Raw genomic sequence first — 18,792 nt, forward strand, 5'->3', positions numbered from 1 at the left:
CGTTAAAAACGATACACACAACTAACTACATAACAACAATTTAAATGTCACACCTAGAACCTGAAGCTAAAATTTTTGCTTGTTCAAAAAGTGAATATCTTGCAGAGAAAATTGCAAAAGAATATGGCATACCCTTGGGTAAAGTCACAATGTCAACCTATAGTGATGGTGAATTCCAACCTTCTTACGAAGAGTCTATCAGAGGTTTACGTGTATTCATTGTTTGCTCTACATTCCCAACTGCAGATAATTTGATGGAATTATTGCTAATGATCGATGCGGCAAAAAGAGCTTCTGCAAGACACATTACAGCGGTTATTCCTTACTTTGGCTGGGCAAGACAAGACCGAAAAGACAAACCAAGAGTTCCAATTGGAGCAAAATTGGTAGCCAATTTATTAAATGCAGCTGGAGCAACTAGAGTTATGACAATGGACCTGCATGCAGATCAAATACAAGGATTTTTTGAAAAACCGGTAGATCACCTTTTTGCTTCTACAATCTTTTTACCATACGTAGAAAGTCTAGGTCTAGAAAATTTAATGATTGCTTCACCAGATATGGGAGGATCTAAAAGAGCATATGCTTATTCTAAATTCTTAAATTCTGAGGTAGTAATCTGTTACAAACAAAGAAAAGCAGCCAATGTTATCGAAACAATGGAGCTTATCGGTGAAGTAAAAGGAAAAAATGTAATCCTAGTAGATGACATGATTGATACTGGAGGAACTTTGGCAAAAGCCGCCGATTTAATGATCGAAAAAGGAGCCCTAAGCGTAAGAGCTATTTGTACACATGCCATTTTATCTGGAAACGCATACGAAAGAATAGAGAATTCTAAATTATTGGAACTAATCGTAACCGATTCAATCCCATTAAAAAAGCATTCAGATAAAATAAGAGTAGTGAGTTGCGCTCCTCTCTTTGCAGAAGTAATGCACATGGTGCATCACAACAATTCAATCAGTAGTAAATTCTTAATGTAGAATTTCTTTGTCCAAGCGATGATTAGTCATTAGTGATTAGTCAACATTAAGGACTAAAAAAAAAGAGTTTAATTAATAACTATTATAAATTTTTAAAATGAAATCGATTACAATTAAAGGATCAGAAAGAGAAAGCGTGGGTAAAGTTTCGACTAAAGCCTTACGTAATGCTGGAGCGGTTCCTTGCGTGTTATACGGAGGAAATCAAGCAGTTCATTTCTCAGCAGAAGAAAAAGCATTCAAGAACTTGGTTTACACTCCAAACGCGCACACTGTTGTGATTGAGTTAGGTGGTACATCATACAATGCCATTTTACAAGACATTCAAGTACACCCTGTATCTGACAAAATTTTACACATTGACTTCTTCCAAATTCATGATGACAAAGAAATCACTATGGAAGTGCCTGTAAAAATCGTTGGTAACTCTAAAGGAGTAATGGCAGGTGGAGATTTACGTTTGAACAACCGTAAATTAAAAGTAAAAGCTTTACCAAAAAATCTTCCAGATTTTGTTGAAGCTGATATCACGCCTCTTGACATGGGTAACAAATTATACGTTACTAAAGTGCCAACTCCAAACTTCAAAATCATGCACCCAGACAATACTGTAATTTGTCAAGTGAAGATTTCTCGTGCGGCGATGAAAGCGGCTCAAGAAGCAGCAAAAGCAGCAAAAGCTCCTGCAAAAAAGAAAAAATAATATTTTTTCAATCCATACAAAAAGCATCAGTTACACAACTGGTGCTTTTTTTTTGAATGGAAGCGAAAGATATGGCCTTTCAGTAAACAGGGTTTCCCGTCATCCGTTTCAATCTTGTTTTATGGCCCCGATAGCTATCGGGGTCATGAAACAAGGATTTACACTCCTACCGGGGCTAATTGAGTCACAAATTCTTGTACCAGCTAACAAAGACATTAATGCTTATTGCTATAAGATTCTAGGCTTTACAAAACCTTAAACTTTAAACCTTGAATCTCAAAAAAAAACTATTTTTGCAGCATGATAAAATGGATACAAAAACTGTTTTTATCACCAAAAACAGAACCGAATACACAGGATATGAAAAAATATTTAATCGTAGGACTCGGCAATATCGGAGCCGAATACGTGAACACAAGACACAACATCGGATTCAAAGTCCTAGATTTTATTGCACAAAAAGAAGCAATCTCATTTGAGACAGTTAAATTAGGCGCATTGGCAGAATACAAATTCAAAGGAAGAACCTTTCTGCTCCTAAAGCCCAATACTTACATGAATTTGAGCGGAAAAGCAGTAAAATTCTGGATGGACAAAGAAAACATCCCACAGGAAAACATCCTTATCATCACCGACGATTTGAACCTTCCCTTTGGAGCCATCCGCATCCGAAAAAAAGGAAGTGATGGCGGTCATAACGGACTGAAAAACATAAATCAAATCTTGAACTCACAAGAATATCCTCGTTTTAGATTTGGCATCAGTGACGAGTTCAAAAAAGGACAACAAGTAAATTACGTTCTTGGCGAATGGGACGACACCGAAAAAGCAAAACTCCCAGAAAGACTTGAACTTGCTTCCGAAATTATAAAATCATTTGGCACAGCTGGTCTCGAAAACACGATGACCTCTTTTAACGGAAAATAAAAAAAGGTTCGCAAAACTTTATAATACTTTTGCGAACCTTGTTATTTTACTACTATTACGAATGATTACTGAATGATAATTTTGGCGTTCTCTTTTCGATCACCATCCACAATAGTTACAATATAAGTTCCTGTTGCGGTATTTAACAGCTCTACTACTTCATTAATTTGACCCGTATTTTTCACACTCCTTTGATACACTCTACGCCCAGATAAATCAGTAACATAAATCAACACCTCATTTGCACTCATACTGTTGAATAACACTGTAAATTTACCCTTATTCGGGTTGGGTGACAGCAAAAAACGTGTAGCTTGATTATCCTGAACACTCAAAGTGGTATAAATACTTGAACAAATTTCGATAGAAGCAGCATCAATGGTTCCTGAATCCCCAACCCCGATATCTCGATAACGCAATTTCCAAGTGCCTTGCGGATTTTCGCCATTAAAAGCAGACAAAACAGTCGCTGGTACAACAACTTGTTTGGTCGTTACCCCACAACCCAATGACGTCCCCAAATCATCATAGGTCAAAATCATACTACCACTATTGTTACTACACGAATTATCAAATAACTTGACAGTAGTTCCACTTGGACTAACCACTTCAATTTGAACATCCGAAATATACTCGTGTGTAAAAGTGACATTAAAATTAACATCAGACATCTCAGAAGATGTTGCTGTAGCCGGAATTACGATTGTACTCTCGGCATACGTTAGCGATTCCGGTATTGTATATGGCGTTGAGAATTCATAAGTATTACAATTTGTTTCAACACTATAACCTATAGCAAAATTAGAACTGTTTACAGCATAAAAAACATTAGCTGTAGGTTCTATAAGGATTCTACAATTTTTTGCAGCTGTAAGCGGAGTTGTTACAACTTCTGACCCATCATTAAGAGTATTTGTTGCCAAATAAGTTGGAAAAGTCACACCTCCATCTGTTGACAATCTAATATTGACATAAGAAGCACCAGATAAAGTATTGGTATTATTCACGTTCCAAGTAATGGTTTGCAAAGAACCTAAAATCCAATTTTCGCTAGAGCTATTTTGAGAAGTTACTTCAAAAGGTCCTTTTGAACTATCTACAGTAATAACCATACCATCGGAACTCGTTTGAGCCAATCCTGAAGCAGCATTATCTCTAGCAGTAAACACAAAATTAAGATTTCTGCTTACATTAGAGACCGATTCCCAGCTAGCACTCAATTGTCCAACCAAAACTCGTTCAAGAGCAGGGAAATAACGATTAGTTACGCTATTTGGCATAAAAGATCTAAAAAGTGGGCCATTTGGCTTAGACGCATAAGCAAGACTATTGTCCTGAGTCTGTAAATAAGTAGCCGAATCATTTTGCTCCCAACAATAGGTCATCGTATCACCATTGGGATCATTAGCTGTTCCTTTTAACACAAAAGCTGTTCCTTTTGGAATCGTATAATCGTTACCCGCACTTGCGCTTGGTGTTTGAGAAGTCATTGAAGTACTTACCGGACAACTTTTGGTGGCTAGGTTATCCTGAATCTGCTTGATACTGGCATACGCAAAATAATCATCCGAACTATTCTGAACATTATAATCTGTGATACCCGCATACCCCATAATGGTAGAACCACTCCCAGGCTCCACACTTACACCAGTTCCTTCAACATCGAATGAGAAAGTATGATTAGCTCCTAATTGATGTGCCATTTCGTGTGCCACAAAATCAATATCAAATGCATCGCCTTCGGGTACGTCGTTTGATGGTGATGTAAAAGCACTTCCTTTACCGTTTGGAACTGAAGTCGTAGGATTAACACAAACACAACCTATACAACCTGCATCGCCACCACCTCCAGAAGCACCAAATAAATGCCCGATATCATAATTCCCATTTCCAATTACTGAAGTAAGCGTAGTTTGTAATTCTGAATTCCATGTCCCTCCATACTCATCACCTACACCTTCTTCTGCATCTGAATAAGGATCGGCTGCTGGGTTAGTATAGATAATAGCCGATTGATTGGCAATGAGTATTAATTTCACAGCCAAATCTCTATTAAAAACACCATTAACCCTGGTCATTGTAGCATTCATTCCAGCCAAAGCCAATTCTTTGGTACCTCCAAAATACTGGGCATATTCCCCTGTACAGGACAAAGCCAAACGCAGGGTTTTGAATACAGCATTACTCGCTTTTGTTTGACCCACTTTTTGAGTCAACTCTTTATTTACAGCAAAATCAACAGTTTTACAATTAAGCCCCAACTCTCCTTTCTTTCGAGTCTTGGATCTTGAAACTACATAGATTGATTTATCTACAGACAATGGATCGATAAACTCAGAGCCACTATCACCTCTCAAGACCATCGTTTTCATTCCTTGTGGTGAAGTGCTAAAATGAATCACAGCATTAGCATCGGTAATTCCGACACCACTATATGCTCTAATAGCTGGAAATTGGGCTTGCAATGTTGCATCAAAATTAGAAGATTCTACAACAGTAAATTGCTCAATAATTCCTTGAGTATTCGGAATTTCAATCAAAACAGAATTTGCATTATTAGACTGCAAATTTTGGAGCAACTCGTTAAGTCGCTCAAAATTTAACGAATACAATCGCTCGGATTGAGAATTAGAAGTATCATTTTTGGAATCAGAAAGATTTTTTTGGGTAACCGAAACCTCTTTCCACAGAGAATTCGATTGAGAAAATACAGCAAAGTTTACGACAAAAAAACACAAACAAAAAAACAATTTATTCATATGCAGCAAGTTGTAAATTTGGAATTAGTGAATGTTTTGTTAGCTAACAAAACCTAAACAACAAACAAAATTAATCCATTTGTAACGGAATGCGTTAGTTTTCAGAAAAAATTACTGTTAACAAAGCAAATCAAAAAGCCATAAAACACCATAAGCACATAAAAAAATCCAACCATTTAATGCTCATTATTTATAAAAATAGAAAGTTCAAATACCGCTTTTTAAAATAGATACTCTAAATTTGCAAAAAATTAAAATTCTAGCTTTGAAGATTTTTCATTCCATAAATGATTTCCAGCTAACAACAGGAAAACCAATACAAAAAACAATTCTTACATTAGGAACTTTTGATGGTGTTCATTTTGGACATAAAAAAATTCTGGAAAAAGTAACGCAAAATACACAAAACGGAAAATTTGAAAGTGTTGTACTTACTTTTTTTCCACATCCAAGAATGGTACTGCAAGAAGGATCAGATATCAAAATGCTTAATACAATTGACGAAAAAATAGCATTATTTGATAAAATTGGAATTCAAAACTTAATCATACATCCTTTTGACTCCAATTTTTCGAGATTAACTGCGGAGGAATTTGTAAAAAATATACTTGTCGATCAATTTCACATTCACAAAATAATCATTGGACACGACCATCGTTTTGGTCGTAATCGAACTGCCAACATCGATAATTTAAAAACGTTTGGCCAACAATACGACTTTGAAGTTGAAGAAATTACAGCTCAAGAAATAAAAGAAGTTTCAGTTAGTTCTACAAAAATCCGAAATGCATTAGCAGATGGCAATATAACCTTGGCCAATGAATACTTAGGCTATAATTATTCACTTACCGGTGTTATCGTCAAAGGAAAACAACTAGGCAGAACCATTGGATTCCCGACAGCCAACCTAAAAATAGCTGAAAATTTTAAATTAATTCCTCCAAATGGAGTTTACATTGTAAAGAGCATTATAGAATCGGTTACGGTTTTTGGAATGATGAATATTGGTTTTAACCCTACAGTAGGAGGCACAAACCAAACCATCGAAATCAATTATTTTAATTTTGATGCAGACTTATACGACCAAAAAATTACGGTCGAAATCATGCAAAGAATTAGAGATGAACAAAAATTCGATTCGATAGACCAACTAAAACTGCAATTAGAGAAAGACAGAAATACTGCTCTAACTTATTTTACAAATCGTTAAAAATTATTTTTTTTAAGAAATTGTTTAATAATATTTTTGAATTAAAAATAAACTTCACTTCTTTCGACTCTTTTTTTACAATAAATTGTTGTAAATAAGTTATTTAAATTGAAATGTGTTGTAAAAAAACAAAAATTACGTCTTTCCAAAACCCAAAAATCAACAACTTACCGTTCAAGTCCCGAATCTTCAAGACAAGATTCTTTATTGAGTTTTTTTTATAAAAATTAACTCACAAAACATTAATTTTCAAACGATTGCGTATTATGTTTTATTTTTTTGTAAATTTAGGTTAGCCTACATTGTTATAACTTAAGAATACTAACATTTTAAAATTGTTTGTCATGAAAGTAAAAAAAGAAATTAAAAATGGGTATTTCATTTTTATATCAATAGGGACTTATTTTCTATTGATGGAACTATTAGGTTTATCTCATCTGTTCTATTTGAGACTATTCAATACAGTATTTGTTGTTTATGCTGTTTCCGATACCATACAATCTAGAATTGCCAAAGGAGACATCAATTTTATGACCAATATCAAGGCCGCATTAACTACCTCATTAGTTGGAGTATTCCTGTCTGTAGCAGGTCTAATGGCCTACAGCTATATGAAGGGTGGTGATACCTACATCAATACTTTATCAGAATCATTCTTATTTGGCGGACATCCCTCTATAAATGAATATTGTTTTTCCTTATTCTTTGAAGGTGTAGCCTCATCGGTAGTAGTTACCATGTTCTTAATGTTGTATTACAACAATAAATTTGTGACTGACTAACCTACATCTCAAGCAAGCAATGACATAAGGCATTTTAAGACTAGTTCGTTGCTTGTTTATAACAATTTGTTTACTTTTGACCCATCAAAATATAGGATCAATGAGTATCACAAAACACGACTGGACAAAGGAAGAAATTATTTCTATTTATAATAAACCTCTAATGGATTTGCTTTTCGAAGCAGCCACTATACATAGAGAACATCATGATCCTAACGTAGTTCAGGTATCGACTTTGGTATCAATAAAAACAGGTGGATGTTCAGAAGATTGTGGGTATTGCCCCCAAGCGGCTAGATACAACACAGGTGTTGAAGGAAATGATTTGATGTCTGTAAGCCAAGTAAAAGCGCAAGCGCTTAGAGCTAAATCAGGTGGTTCGTCTCGTGTTTGTATGGGAGCTGCATGGCGAAATGTAAAAGACGGACAAGAATTTGATCAGGTTTTAGAAATGGTCCGTACCATCAATAAAATGGATATGGAAGTTTGTTGTACCCTTGGTATGCTTACCGAAAACCAGGCACAACGTCTTGCCGAAGCAGGTCTATATGCATACAACCACAACTTAGACAGTTCTGAAGATTATTATAAAGAAGTCATTTCTACTCGAGCATTTGAAGATCGTTTGCAAACTATCGAAAACGTTCGTAAAACGAATGTTACAGTTTGTAGTGGTGGTATTATCGGAATGGGAGAAAGTATCGAAGATAGAGCTGGAATGCTTGTTGCTCTTGCTACCTTAAACCCACAACCAGAATCGGTGCCTATCAATGCCCTAGTCGCTGTTGAAGGTACCCCGATGCAAGACGAAAAACCAGTAGAAATTTGGGAAATGATCCGAATGGTAGCTACTACTAGAATCGTAATGCCACACACACAAGTTCGTTTATCTGCCGGAAGAACCAATATGAGCCGTGAAGGTCAAGCTATGTGTTTCTTTGCTGGTGCCAATTCTATTTTTGCAGGAGACAAATTGCTGACAACTCCTAATCCTGATGTAAACGAAGACATGAAAATGTTTGATTTACTGGGTTTAAAACCTCAAAAACCATTTAAAAAAGCACCTCAAAGAGCTAGTGTTGAAGCTGCAGATTCTCAATTTGAATCTTTAGGAGAAAAACCTAAATGGACACGTCCAAATCATACTATCGAAAAAAATATCGAACTTTCAATAAAAGGAAAATAAAAAGTTAAACTTTTATAAATAGTAAAGCCCGTATTCTAAATATGAAACGGGCTTTTTAATTGGGGTTTAAAGGGTATTTATTTTTTTGAAAATTTACTAATGAAAAATTATCTCTTTACTAGACCATTTGCCATTTTCTAATTGTACCATCACAATCATTACTTGGTCTGCAGCATTTAAATGTTCGATGGTGTATTCGTTGGTATCGATTTTATTCTTTTCGTACAACAAACTGCCTTTTAGGTCATACACTTTTACAGCTGTTGCTAATTGATCAAATGAATTAATCTTAATCGTATGGTTTTTTACCGATACAAATAATCCTTTCTCACTTGTTTGGTTGTCATCTGTTCCCAATGAGGTTTTAGAATCGGTGTATTTCAACACAAAACGATCGGTAAAGGTTCCGATGGCTGTGGTAAACGAATACGAACCATTCTTCAAATTATGAGTCGTATTGGTGGTTTTATCTTCTAGATACACATCTTGGTTCTTTAGAGCGCCATCCACTTCATCGATACTGATTTGAAAAGTTCCCTCGATAGTGGTTTTGTAACCCAATGGTACAATATCTTCTGTATTAAACGGTAAACCACGACCCTGAACCGTATAATTCTTAGCATTGCCAATACTATAAAAATCAACATAGGTATTTCCGTTAAGCGTAACTCCATCATACAAATTATCATCACCATTGGTAGCTCCTTCTACATAACCAACCAATAATTGTTTGAAAGCACCTTGAGCATTACTCAAATTCAGCCAAACTCTATTCGCCTCTACTACGGCTGTTTTCTTGGTTTTGGTTTGCTTGTAGAAAGTAGTATTGCTTCCTGAATCGCTAACTCGCAACGCATTATTGAAAACAAAATCTCCCGTACCTGTACTTCTTACCATAAAAGATTGACCCGCAGCAATAATTCCATCAGGTTTCGCTCCTCCTGATTTGGCCGTAGTCCCTCCTGTTGCATTATAAGAAGCATAATCACTGGATGAATACACAAAAACATCCCCTGCACCAACAGCTGTCTTAGGCGTGTTATGAGTCCAGAAATTCAATGAACCTCCAATTATTGACTGGTTATCTATCAAAAACTGCAACGCATCAATAGCCGATGGATACGGATTACCAATCAAGTTATTTTTATTAATCCCTTGTGAAGCGATCTTTTGCTCTCCATTATTAGGTTCTCCTGCAAATGTTACATCTTGTTTTGTGCCATTTACCGTAGTTGTTGGAACACGAACAATATACCCTTTGGCCGGCTTCATAACCGTTGTGTTACTTGCCGTAGCCCAATTACTTACATACCAACTATAATATTTGCCGCTATCAGAAAGAGAGCCTAATTGTTGATCTGCAACTGGTGAACTCCAGTAGATATAATCTTCTTGATTTACTTCCGAACTAGTACGTTTGTAAGTAATAGTTCCTGAGTTTACGGCATTGTCATTTACCTGAACCAAACTAGCACCATTCTCGAAAGTTAATGTTCCTAATACTGTTAACTCATTTTGAAGTTTGAATACTTTGTCCGAAGCAATAGTTATTGTTTTTCCAGCTTTAACTTCACATGAACAACCTTCAACATCTACTGATACTGTTCCATCTCCATCTAAAATAATTTTCTTGTTTGGCGTTATCGCTGTTCCATCAGACCACGCAGAACCATCCCAAGTATTAGTCCCTAATGCCGTAATTGTTATAGAGTTTGGTAGCGAAACACATCCTGCTCCTACTTGTGAACTAAGGATATAATCTCCCGCTTCAAGATTTACAAACGCTCCTGTTGTATTTGTATCTGTATAACTTGCCACTGGTGCGCTACTTCCTGTAAGGGTGTAAGTTGTTCCTGCAACTGGAGTCGTAACAGTTACCTCTCCTTTGGCTGTACAAGTTGGGTTTACTTGTGAAGATGCTGGTGTATTTGGAGTAACTAAATCTAAAGTAACCATCAAATTACTCGGACAAAACGAATCACCCGTTACCGAAACCGTTCCGTTTTCAGCACTACTTCCTGTAATTACTGTTAATTCAGGTTCTGTTGTCACAACTGGAGCTGTAATGGCAACTCCGCTTTCTGTTTTCCATCCACTTGGAACTACCCAAGTGTAACTCGATACTCCAAGAATATCCGGAATTGTAAAAATGGCTTTATTTGATGGACAATAACTAACTACTTCTCCCGAAGGTGTCGAACCGTTTAACGAAATTACTCCTGAATTGGGGTTTACAGTAATCGTTACACCACCACTTAAAATAGTAACACCACTATTTTTACCTACAACCGTTAGATTCCCTGTAACCGCTGTGGAAGAATAATCAACAGTAATGGATTTTGTATTAGCTCCCGACACAATGGTAGCTCCCGAAGGCACTGTCCATTCATAAGTCTCAACATCATCAGAAATAGAATACACAACACCTTTTTCGCCTTGACAAACATGTAAACTACCTCCTACTGATGGAGATGAAGCTATCGGGTTATCAACCGTTATAGCCAACACAGCAACTGCACCATCGCCACAGGCATTTACTCCTTTTACCGCCAAATCTCCTGAAGTGGCTCCGTATGAAAACGAAAGCGTAGGCGAATTTGTTGTGCCGTTTGTAATCGTTACACCAGATCCTGAATATGTCCAAACATACGATGTAGCATTGGCTATAACTGGAACCGAATAAGAAACATTTGAATCGCCCTTATAAACTGTTGAAGATCCCGAAATTGCTCCTGCTGCTGATGGGAAGGAGTTTACGGTAATATTTTTAACAACCGAAACAGCATTACAAGCCCCACCTGTAGTGGTTAAAGTTAATTCTATTATACCTGATTCATTCGTACCCGCTGTATAAGTTGCTGTATCTGGGTTATTAGCGTTAATCCATGTCCCCGTTCCACCAGACCATGTTCCGCCAGTTGCAGTTCCTCCAACTGATCCCCCCATTTGAGCTGAAGTTTCACCAGTACAAATTGCTGCTAAAGCATTACCAGCATTAGCAGTAACAGTTGGTTGACTATCAATAATAAAATTTGTTCCAGTAGAATTGCCACAACTAGTTGCCGAAGCTGTAATTGTATAATTACCTGCTGGAGCTGTAACCGTTGCACCAGATTGAGTTACACCTATTGACGGATTTATGGTATAAGTATAGGAAGCGTTATAATTGGTAATCGTAAAACTTCCCGTTGCTGTTGAACAAGTTGGTTGGGTTATACTACTGATAGTTGGCGCTTGGATTGAACCTATAGTGATTAAGACAGGTGTTGAATACGTAACACATCCTATAGATGTTATTTCTACTCTTGCTCTAAAATAAGTGTTCGATGTTAGGTTTCCAATTTTAGAAGAAGATAATACATTAGATGTTTCTGTAATTTGCACGACATTAGATGTAAAAGCAGCATCACTTGCTTTCTCCCACCTAGTAATTTCTGATCCCGCTGTTGTATTTCCTGATAAAGTCAAAGCTACAGGTGAAGTCCCTGAACATATAGTTTGTGCAGATGAAATTGTACCTCCTAATGGTGCTGTTGTACTAAACGAAACAAAATTAGAATTCCCTGTAGTTACACAATTATTTGTTGCTCGAACTCTATAATACAGAGTGCCCGAAGGTAAAGGCTCTGCCCAGGTATGACCATTATTTCCAGAAACATAAAAATTATTATAGTTCGGAACAAAATTTGTAAACATATCATCCGTAGCAATATCAACATAATAACCTGTTGCATTAACCACAGTATTCCAATTTAATTGCAAACCATAACATTGTCTGTTACTAACAGTTGTAGCTACTGGAACTCCTGATGGTACTGGAGAAGTAGAAAAATTCATTCTATTTGAATTAGTACTCGTTCCACAATTATTATAAGCTCGAACTCTATAATAATAAGTAGATGCAGGATTTAACCCAGTTACTGTATATTGCAAATTATTACCAACATCTAAGTTATTTATTACATAAGAAGAAAAAACATCACTAGTTGATACATCTAAAAAATACTTTGTAGCATTAGCAGTATAAGACCATTTAGCGACGAAACTAGTACATGTTGGCGTATCTGGAGTAGCTGTACCTGGAGCTGATGGAACTGAGTTTATTACTACCCACTTATAACCATTTCCTTCTCCAGTTGCATAAGTCGTTCCACATCCATTAACCGCATTTACTTGAATATTTCCGGTTTGGGCAGATGCCCCTGTTGAAACTGTAATACTTGTAGTACCTTGCCCTGACGTAATAGTCCATCCTGTTGGTACTGTCCAGGTATAACTTGTTGCTCCGCTTACTGCTGCAATAGAATATACTTGACCCGTAACCGAAGAACATTGTGGATTAGCTCCCGAGATAGTTCCTGGAACTGAAGGAGCTACATTTACAGTTACACTAGCACTAATTACTGAACAACCATTATTATAACTTTGACTTCCTTTTACAATTCTCCTGTAATAGGTAGTAGCTGTTAAATTGGATGTAATGGTATAATCTTCAGCAGTTGCAGAAGCAATATCTGACCAAGTTGAATTATCTGTTGACACTTGCCATTGAAATGTCAAGTAAGGATTTGTCACTCCTCTTACCAAATAAGAAGACCCATCCAACAACAAATTATTATTGTTTAACTTACAACTACTTGAGGCAGTAATAGTGTTAGTAGAGGAATTAAAAGGCGTCATTGAAAACCCAACCACATTATGTCCCCCATTCTCATAATACTCTAAGGTTAAATCATCATCACCATCTAGATTAACCAATACATTACTATAGATAGAATTACTTTGTTCTACCCAACGATCAAAAATAGTTACTCCGTTTAATTTTAAGAGTACACCATCGTCTCCATTTATAGTAATCAAATGACAACCATTTTTATTGGTTTTCATTTTGTAAATAACAGCAAATCCTTCGGTATAGATACTTGCACGTTGCACTCCATTTGACAAGACTGGAAAACAAGCATCATTTCCACCAAAACCTTCAGATATAGTTTCTGAATTTATCGTATAATACCCTACATAGTTAGCCGTATTTATTGTTGGTGTTGCATTACCGGCATTATAAACATGACCTACCCATGTGTTTGTCCCATAAGCAGCCTGACTATCCAGATTATTACCAATTGCTGTTTGTGTCACTGTTATTCCTGAGTAACCGCCTGTTCCGTTGTTGCTAGAACATCCTCCTGCAGACAAAACAACTTTAATCTGACCCGAAAGAGAAGAACTCCAATCGGTTATTGTTGCACCACTCGCTCCCGTTGCTGAAGTAGCAGGAGATACACTAGCATTATTTGAAGCATCTAAAATGGTTATATTTTCGCTGAAACCAGAAAAGGCATTGCCTACAGAAAAAGTATATTTAAACCCTTTAACTACATTAACCAAAACATACTGTCCTGCATTTGCATTTCCAGAAGTAAATGTAGTTCCATTATCAGTACAAAATGTTTGGGTACCAATTTGAGTCGTTGGTGTTATTGTTGAGCATGTCCAGCTAATTACTACTTTTCCTTTATAACCATCACCTCCTTTATAATTATTATTATCCCCATTCATACGGGCACCACCACCACCTCCGCCTAATTCTGTTGCGTTTGTACCATTACCTTTACCATTATCTTTCCCTGCTGCCCCAGCTCCACCACCAGTTACAGCAGCTACACCGTTCAACGTACCAGTAGATCCACTTGAAGCTGTACCGGCACTACCTCCGCCACCTCCTGCATTTCCACTAGAAGCATTCTGTCCAGATCCTCCATCATAAGTACCTCCTGTCCCTCCAGCTCCTCCGGAACCGTTATTATTACTTGAATTTCCTTCCTTTCCACCTTTTCCTCCAGTAGCAGTTACCGTTAAAAAAGAAGACGCTGTTCCATCGTTTCCATTACCAAGACCTAAACTTGAATCATTAGAAGTCACCCCTGTACCCCCAGCACCTACCGTAAAAGTAATAACTTGTCCTGGAGTAACACTTACAGCCGTATTCTTAGTATACGCACCGCCTCCGCCACCGCCTCCAGCTCTATTTGTACCGTTGATTCCATTTGCTCCTCCACCAGCTCCACCGCCACCCCAACATTCAACCGTAAGAGAAGTTACCCCAGCTGGAACAGTAAAAGAATTTGTTCCAGAAGTAGTAAATGTTTGCGAACCTTGTCCAAAACCACTTGTTTGTAATAGGATCAATAAAAAAAACGCGTAATATATCTTTAATTTCATAGAATTAATAGTGTTTAAGAAGAAATATGGTTTTGCATTCGAAGAAGTTCATTAAACTCAAAAAAAAACTAGTCCATTTTAAAAAAAACAGATAAGAATTCTCTAAAGTTTAATGATTGTTCTTCTTTCTTCTCACTACTATTCAAAGAAAAAGCAACTGTAGTACGTAATATTTTCACCATACGCTCTCTGGGGGATTAGTATTAAATTTGTTTATCTGATCTAATGAACCTGAAATCAATCAGTTGGTATTGTCATTAAATCATGCAACAAATATACAATTAAAACCAATCGATGTAATAAAAGGCGTAACATTTTTGAATTGCATAAGTTTTTAACAATTTTATTTAAAAAAAACAATTCACATCGACAAAAAACTATTTTATATTAAAAAATGTAATTTTAACAATTATTTAAAAAAGAGGTTTTACAGCTAAAAAATCACCCTCTTTTTTATCAAAAAAACCATTAAACCCTATATTTGAACTACTTATAAAACATTAATCTCTATTTTGAATATAAGATTTATAAGCTGTTGGGTGAAATTATCAAAAAGGGCTATTCGATATTTTGAATAGTGAAATGTAACAAAACTTCTCGATACGTTCCGCATTCGAAGTGACAGGTATCGAGAATCGTTTTTAATTCTAATTTTCTTGTTTTCGATACAAATTATCAGAAAATGCTAACTGTATTTTCTGATAATTCACAAGAACTGACGAAAAAACACAATCAAAAACTCATTTCTGTCAACGGGTTGTATCATTACAATCCTATTTTTAAAATACTAATGGCTGAAAACAATTTCATCACTCATCCACTTACCATTTTCTAATTGTACCATCACAATCATTATTTGGTCGGCTGTATTTAAATGCTCTACCGTAAATTGATTTGTACCAATTTTTTCTTTGTCATAAATCACGGCTCCTTTCAAATCATAAATTTTTACAGCTGTTAATTTTTGGTCAAATGAATTGATTTTGATTTTACTATTTTTCACAGATACAAACAACCCTTTCTTATTTATATGATTATCGTCGGTTCCCAAAGATGAATCCGCGTATTTCAATACGAAACGATCTGTAAAAACTCCTATAGCTGTGGTAAACGAATACGAACCCTCTTTTAAATTATGAACTGTATTGGTCATTTTGTCCTCTAAAAAAATATCCTGATCCATTAAAACCCCATCAACCTCATCGATACTGATTTGAAAAGTTCCCTCGATAGTGGTTCTATAACCCAATGGTACAATATCGGCTGAATCAAAAGGCAAGGCACGTCCCTGAATGACATAATTATTAGAATTTGCTATACTGTAAAAGTCAATAAATTTATTTGCATCAAGTGTTACTGCATCATATAAGTTATCAAATTCATTTGTGGCTCCTGTGACATATCCAATCAGTAATTGTTTGAAAGCACCGCCAGCGTTGGTTAAATTTAACCAAATTCTATTTTTCTCTTCTCCTGTTTTTTTGGTTTTGGTTTGTTTAAAAAACTGACTATTATTACCAGAATCTTTAATTCTCAAAGCATTATTAAATGTAAAATTACCAGCGTAATTACTCTGAACAAAAAAAGATTGTCCGGCTCCTATGTTTCCGTCTGGTGCTGCTCCTCCAGAACCAGCAGCTGTTCCTCCTGTTCCATTAAAAGAAGCATAATCATTTGATGCATATACGAATACATCTCCTGCTCCAACGCCTACCCTCGGCGTGTTGTGTGTCCAAAAATGCAAAGCTCCGCCTATTATAGCTTGATTTGCAATCATAAACTGTTCTGCATTTATAGCTGAAGGATAGGGATTTCCAATTAAATTCTTTTTAGATACACCTTGAGAAGTAATCGTTATTACTCCGTTATTTGGAGTTCCTTCAAACTCTAAATCAATACTAGGCCCTGATGTTGCAGGAGGCACAAGTACAATATAACCTTTTGCAGGTTTCATAACCGTAGTACTATTTGCTGTTGCCCAATTACTAACATACCAGCTATAAAATTTTTCACTACCTGGCGAAAAAGCTCCCAAAGTTTGCCCCACTACTGGCGAACTCCAATACACATAATCTTTGTCTTTGATTCCTGAAACCGTTCGTTTGTAAACTATAGAGCCTGTATTAACGGCATTCTCATCCAACTGAATCAAACTAGCTCCATTCTCAAAAGTTAATGTTCCTCCAGCATTTACTACTATATTTTCTTGAATGGTCATAACTTTTTCTGATGGAATGACAACATCGGCACCCGCATTTACAGTGCAATTACAACCTGAAACATCAACGTTGTCATTATAATCACCGTTAAAAACTAAATTAGAATCATTTTTCGGAGTAATGTCCCAAGATGCCCCATCCCAAATTGCATTTTCAAAACAAATAGAAGCTTCATCGGCACCACGATAAGGTCTTGTTCTAGTATCTCCATCAATATCTGTTGTTACAGATGGAATTATTTCATTACTAATAGCTAACAGAGAGTTGGGATTAACTATTTTTTCTAAATGCAAATCGGTAATCGAAACATAAACTGGATCTACAATATTACTGAAATCGGATTCAGGATCTCCACAAGCCACATTCCAAGTCCCTGTAGTTAAATACTCTATATCCCCTTTTCTAGCTCTAAAATTCCCTCCAACTGTACTTATATAATGTGAATTATAATTCATCCTTGATATCGTTGGAAGGTTAACACCAGGCATTAAAATCGAATAATATGTTGCGCTAACATTAGTAGATCTATTTGTAAAAATATTATTTCGCACGTCTATTGCACTATTGCTATATTCTTCAACATACAAACAAGAATTACGTCCTCCACCAACCATTGTCGAATTAATCAATATAGTATTATTCCAAATGTTTACACCTCCATTATTAGCGACTGGAGCACTATTTGAACCTCTTATTATAATACCATGCCCTTTATTATGAAAATTAAAATTATCGTTATCATCATTTGCTGCATTTGTCACTTCACTAATCATATTATTATAAATAGTGGCACCTCCAGTTCCTCCTCCTGCCGAAAAAACTATAATCCCACCAGAATAGCTTCCGTTGTTATTTAAATTATTTCTAATATCTCTAATAACATTGTTTGATATGGTTCCGTTAGATGAAGTTCCGCGTATCGAAATTCCACAAGCAGTTATTGTATTATTTGTAGTTTTTAAAACATTTGAAATTGAATTATGGTCAATTGTATAATTATTCACATTGAACAGAACCACACCAAAAACTGGCTTTACACCTAAAGGTCCATCATCAGAAATAGTACAATTTGAAATAGCCCAATTGGTGGTTGTACTATCACCATTAACGTAAAACGGGTCTTTAGTATCTAAAAAAATAACATTATTTATAGTTATATTATCTGAATGCGTGGGATCAGTATAAGCTGGTAAAGCACCTGTTATATTTCCTCCAGAATATATTCCTGCTGCAAAATAATAATCAGCTGTACCAATAGTTCTATTGGCAGCTTGTACCGATAGATTTTGAATGGTGCAATGATGTGTACCATCTTTAATCCAAATAACACCAGAATGTGCCCAATCATTTAGATTATAAGAATTATAAATTTTTAAATTATTATTACTTGTACCGTTATTACCATCCAAAGTAACATAAGAGGTATTGGTTAACTCAATAATCCCTTTTACATCTCCTGAATTTTGTGCACCTCCAAAAGCACCTTGTATGACCACCGTCTTTCCGTCATTAGGTTTTATTGTTACAGTATTGGTTGCTGATGCTCCTAAAAAACTACCAATAACAATAGGCACTACAACAAATTGATCCTCATCTATCAAAAAATTCACAGGACCTGACACCCCTAGCGTATTAAGTTCTGCTACTGCATTTTGAATGTTTTGAAAATTAACATCTGGGTTTGTTGAGCTTATTATATAATCTCCATTTAACTGTGCAAATCCGATGGTGTTAATTAAAAAGAAAAAATAAACCGTAGAATGAAATTTCTTTTTCATGACTTTGATATTAATTGTTA

At 35.9% G+C, this 18,792-nt stretch carries 9 protein-coding genes; 6 read left to right on the top strand and 3 right to left on the bottom strand.

The features are described 5' to 3' along the window. Window positions 1–44: 44 nt before the first annotated feature. From ABEB18_RS05375 to pth, 3 genes are all read left to right on the top strand, one after another. Complete coding sequence (locus tag ABEB18_RS05375) at window positions 45–986, top strand: ribose-phosphate pyrophosphokinase (RefSeq protein ID WP_348798114.1); 942 nt, start codon at window positions 45–47, stop codon at window positions 984–986. A 97-nt stretch (window positions 987–1,083) separates the two neighbouring features. Further along, the gene (locus ABEB18_RS05380) at window positions 1,084–1,689 is read left to right on the top strand and encodes a 50S ribosomal protein L25/general stress protein Ctc (protein WP_348798116.1); all 606 of its coding nucleotides are present in this window, start codon (window positions 1,084–1,086) and stop codon (window positions 1,687–1,689) included. A gap of 300 nt (window positions 1,690–1,989) precedes the next feature. Continuing rightward, window positions 1,990–2,616, top strand: coding sequence for an aminoacyl-tRNA hydrolase (pth, locus tag ABEB18_RS05385; RefSeq protein WP_348798117.1), 627 nt, complete (start codon window positions 1,990–1,992; stop codon window positions 2,614–2,616). A 65-nt stretch (window positions 2,617–2,681) separates the two neighbouring features. Here the strand turns inward: pth and ABEB18_RS05390 are convergent, their stop codons facing one another. After that, window positions 2,682–5,375 (bottom strand): reprolysin-like metallopeptidase, encoded by a 2,694-nt coding sequence (locus ABEB18_RS05390; RefSeq protein ID WP_348798118.1) that lies wholly within the window; start codon window positions 5,373–5,375, stop codon window positions 2,682–2,684. 265 nt (window positions 5,376–5,640) lie between these two features. Here ABEB18_RS05390 and ABEB18_RS05395 point away from each other — a divergent pair, with 265 nt between their 5' ends. From ABEB18_RS05395 to bioB, 3 genes are all read left to right on the top strand, one after another. After that, entirely contained in the window at window positions 5,641–6,585 is a 945-nt protein-coding gene (locus ABEB18_RS05395; protein WP_348798119.1) for a bifunctional riboflavin kinase/FAD synthetase, read from the top strand. Between the two features lie 344 nt (window positions 6,586–6,929). Beyond that, the gene (locus tag ABEB18_RS05400) at window positions 6,930–7,367 is read left to right on the top strand and encodes a hypothetical protein (RefSeq protein WP_348798120.1); all 438 of its coding nucleotides are present in this window, start codon (window positions 6,930–6,932) and stop codon (window positions 7,365–7,367) included. A gap of 100 nt (window positions 7,368–7,467) precedes the next feature. Next, the gene (gene bioB / locus ABEB18_RS05405) at window positions 7,468–8,553 is read left to right on the top strand and encodes a biotin synthase BioB (protein WP_348798121.1); all 1,086 of its coding nucleotides are present in this window, start codon (window positions 7,468–7,470) and stop codon (window positions 8,551–8,553) included. A 96-nt stretch (window positions 8,554–8,649) separates the two neighbouring features. On the opposite strand, the gene ABEB18_RS05410 is transcribed toward bioB, so the two are convergent. Together ABEB18_RS05410 and ABEB18_RS05415 are read right to left on the bottom strand one after the other, a co-directional pair. Beyond that, window positions 8,650–14,775 (bottom strand): RemA C-terminal-like gliding motility protein, encoded by a 6,126-nt coding sequence (locus tag ABEB18_RS05410; RefSeq protein ID WP_348798122.1) that lies wholly within the window; start codon window positions 14,773–14,775, stop codon window positions 8,650–8,652. A 787-nt stretch (window positions 14,776–15,562) separates the two neighbouring features. Beyond that, on the bottom strand, window positions 15,563–18,772 hold the full coding sequence (locus tag ABEB18_RS05415; RefSeq protein ID WP_348798123.1) for a RemA C-terminal-like gliding motility protein: 3,210 nt from the start codon (window positions 18,770–18,772) through the stop codon (window positions 15,563–15,565). Window positions 18,773–18,792: the final 20 nt, after the last annotated feature.

It is taken from the genome of Flavobacterium adhaerens (assembly GCF_040045115.1).
Taxonomy (GTDB): Bacteria; Bacteroidota; Bacteroidia; order Flavobacteriales; family Flavobacteriaceae; genus Flavobacterium; species Flavobacterium adhaerens.

Excerpts from the sequence above, each read along its gene's own strand:
- ABEB18_RS05375 (WP_348798114.1), top strand. The coding sequence starts at position 45 with ATGTCACACCTAGAACCTGAAGCTAAAATTTTTGCTTGTTCAAAAAGT.
- ABEB18_RS05380 (WP_348798116.1), top strand. The coding sequence starts at position 1,084 with ATGAAATCGATTACAATTAAAGGATCAGAAAGAGAAAGCGTGGGTAAA.
- pth (WP_348798117.1), top strand. The coding sequence starts at position 1,990 with ATGATAAAATGGATACAAAAACTGTTTTTATCACCAAAAACAGAACCG.
- ABEB18_RS05390 (WP_348798118.1), bottom strand. The coding sequence starts at position 5,375 with ATGAATAAATTGTTTTTTTGTTTGTGTTTTTTTGTCGTAAACTTTGCT.
- ABEB18_RS05400 (WP_348798120.1), top strand. The coding sequence starts at position 6,930 with ATGAAAGTAAAAAAAGAAATTAAAAATGGGTATTTCATTTTTATATCA.
- bioB (WP_348798121.1), top strand. The coding sequence starts at position 7,468 with ATGAGTATCACAAAACACGACTGGACAAAGGAAGAAATTATTTCTATT.
- ABEB18_RS05410 (WP_348798122.1), bottom strand. The coding sequence starts at position 14,775 with ATGAAATTAAAGATATATTACGCGTTTTTTTTATTGATCCTATTACAA.
- ABEB18_RS05415 (WP_348798123.1), bottom strand. The coding sequence starts at position 18,772 with ATGAAAAAGAAATTTCATTCTACGGTTTATTTTTTCTTTTTAATTAAC.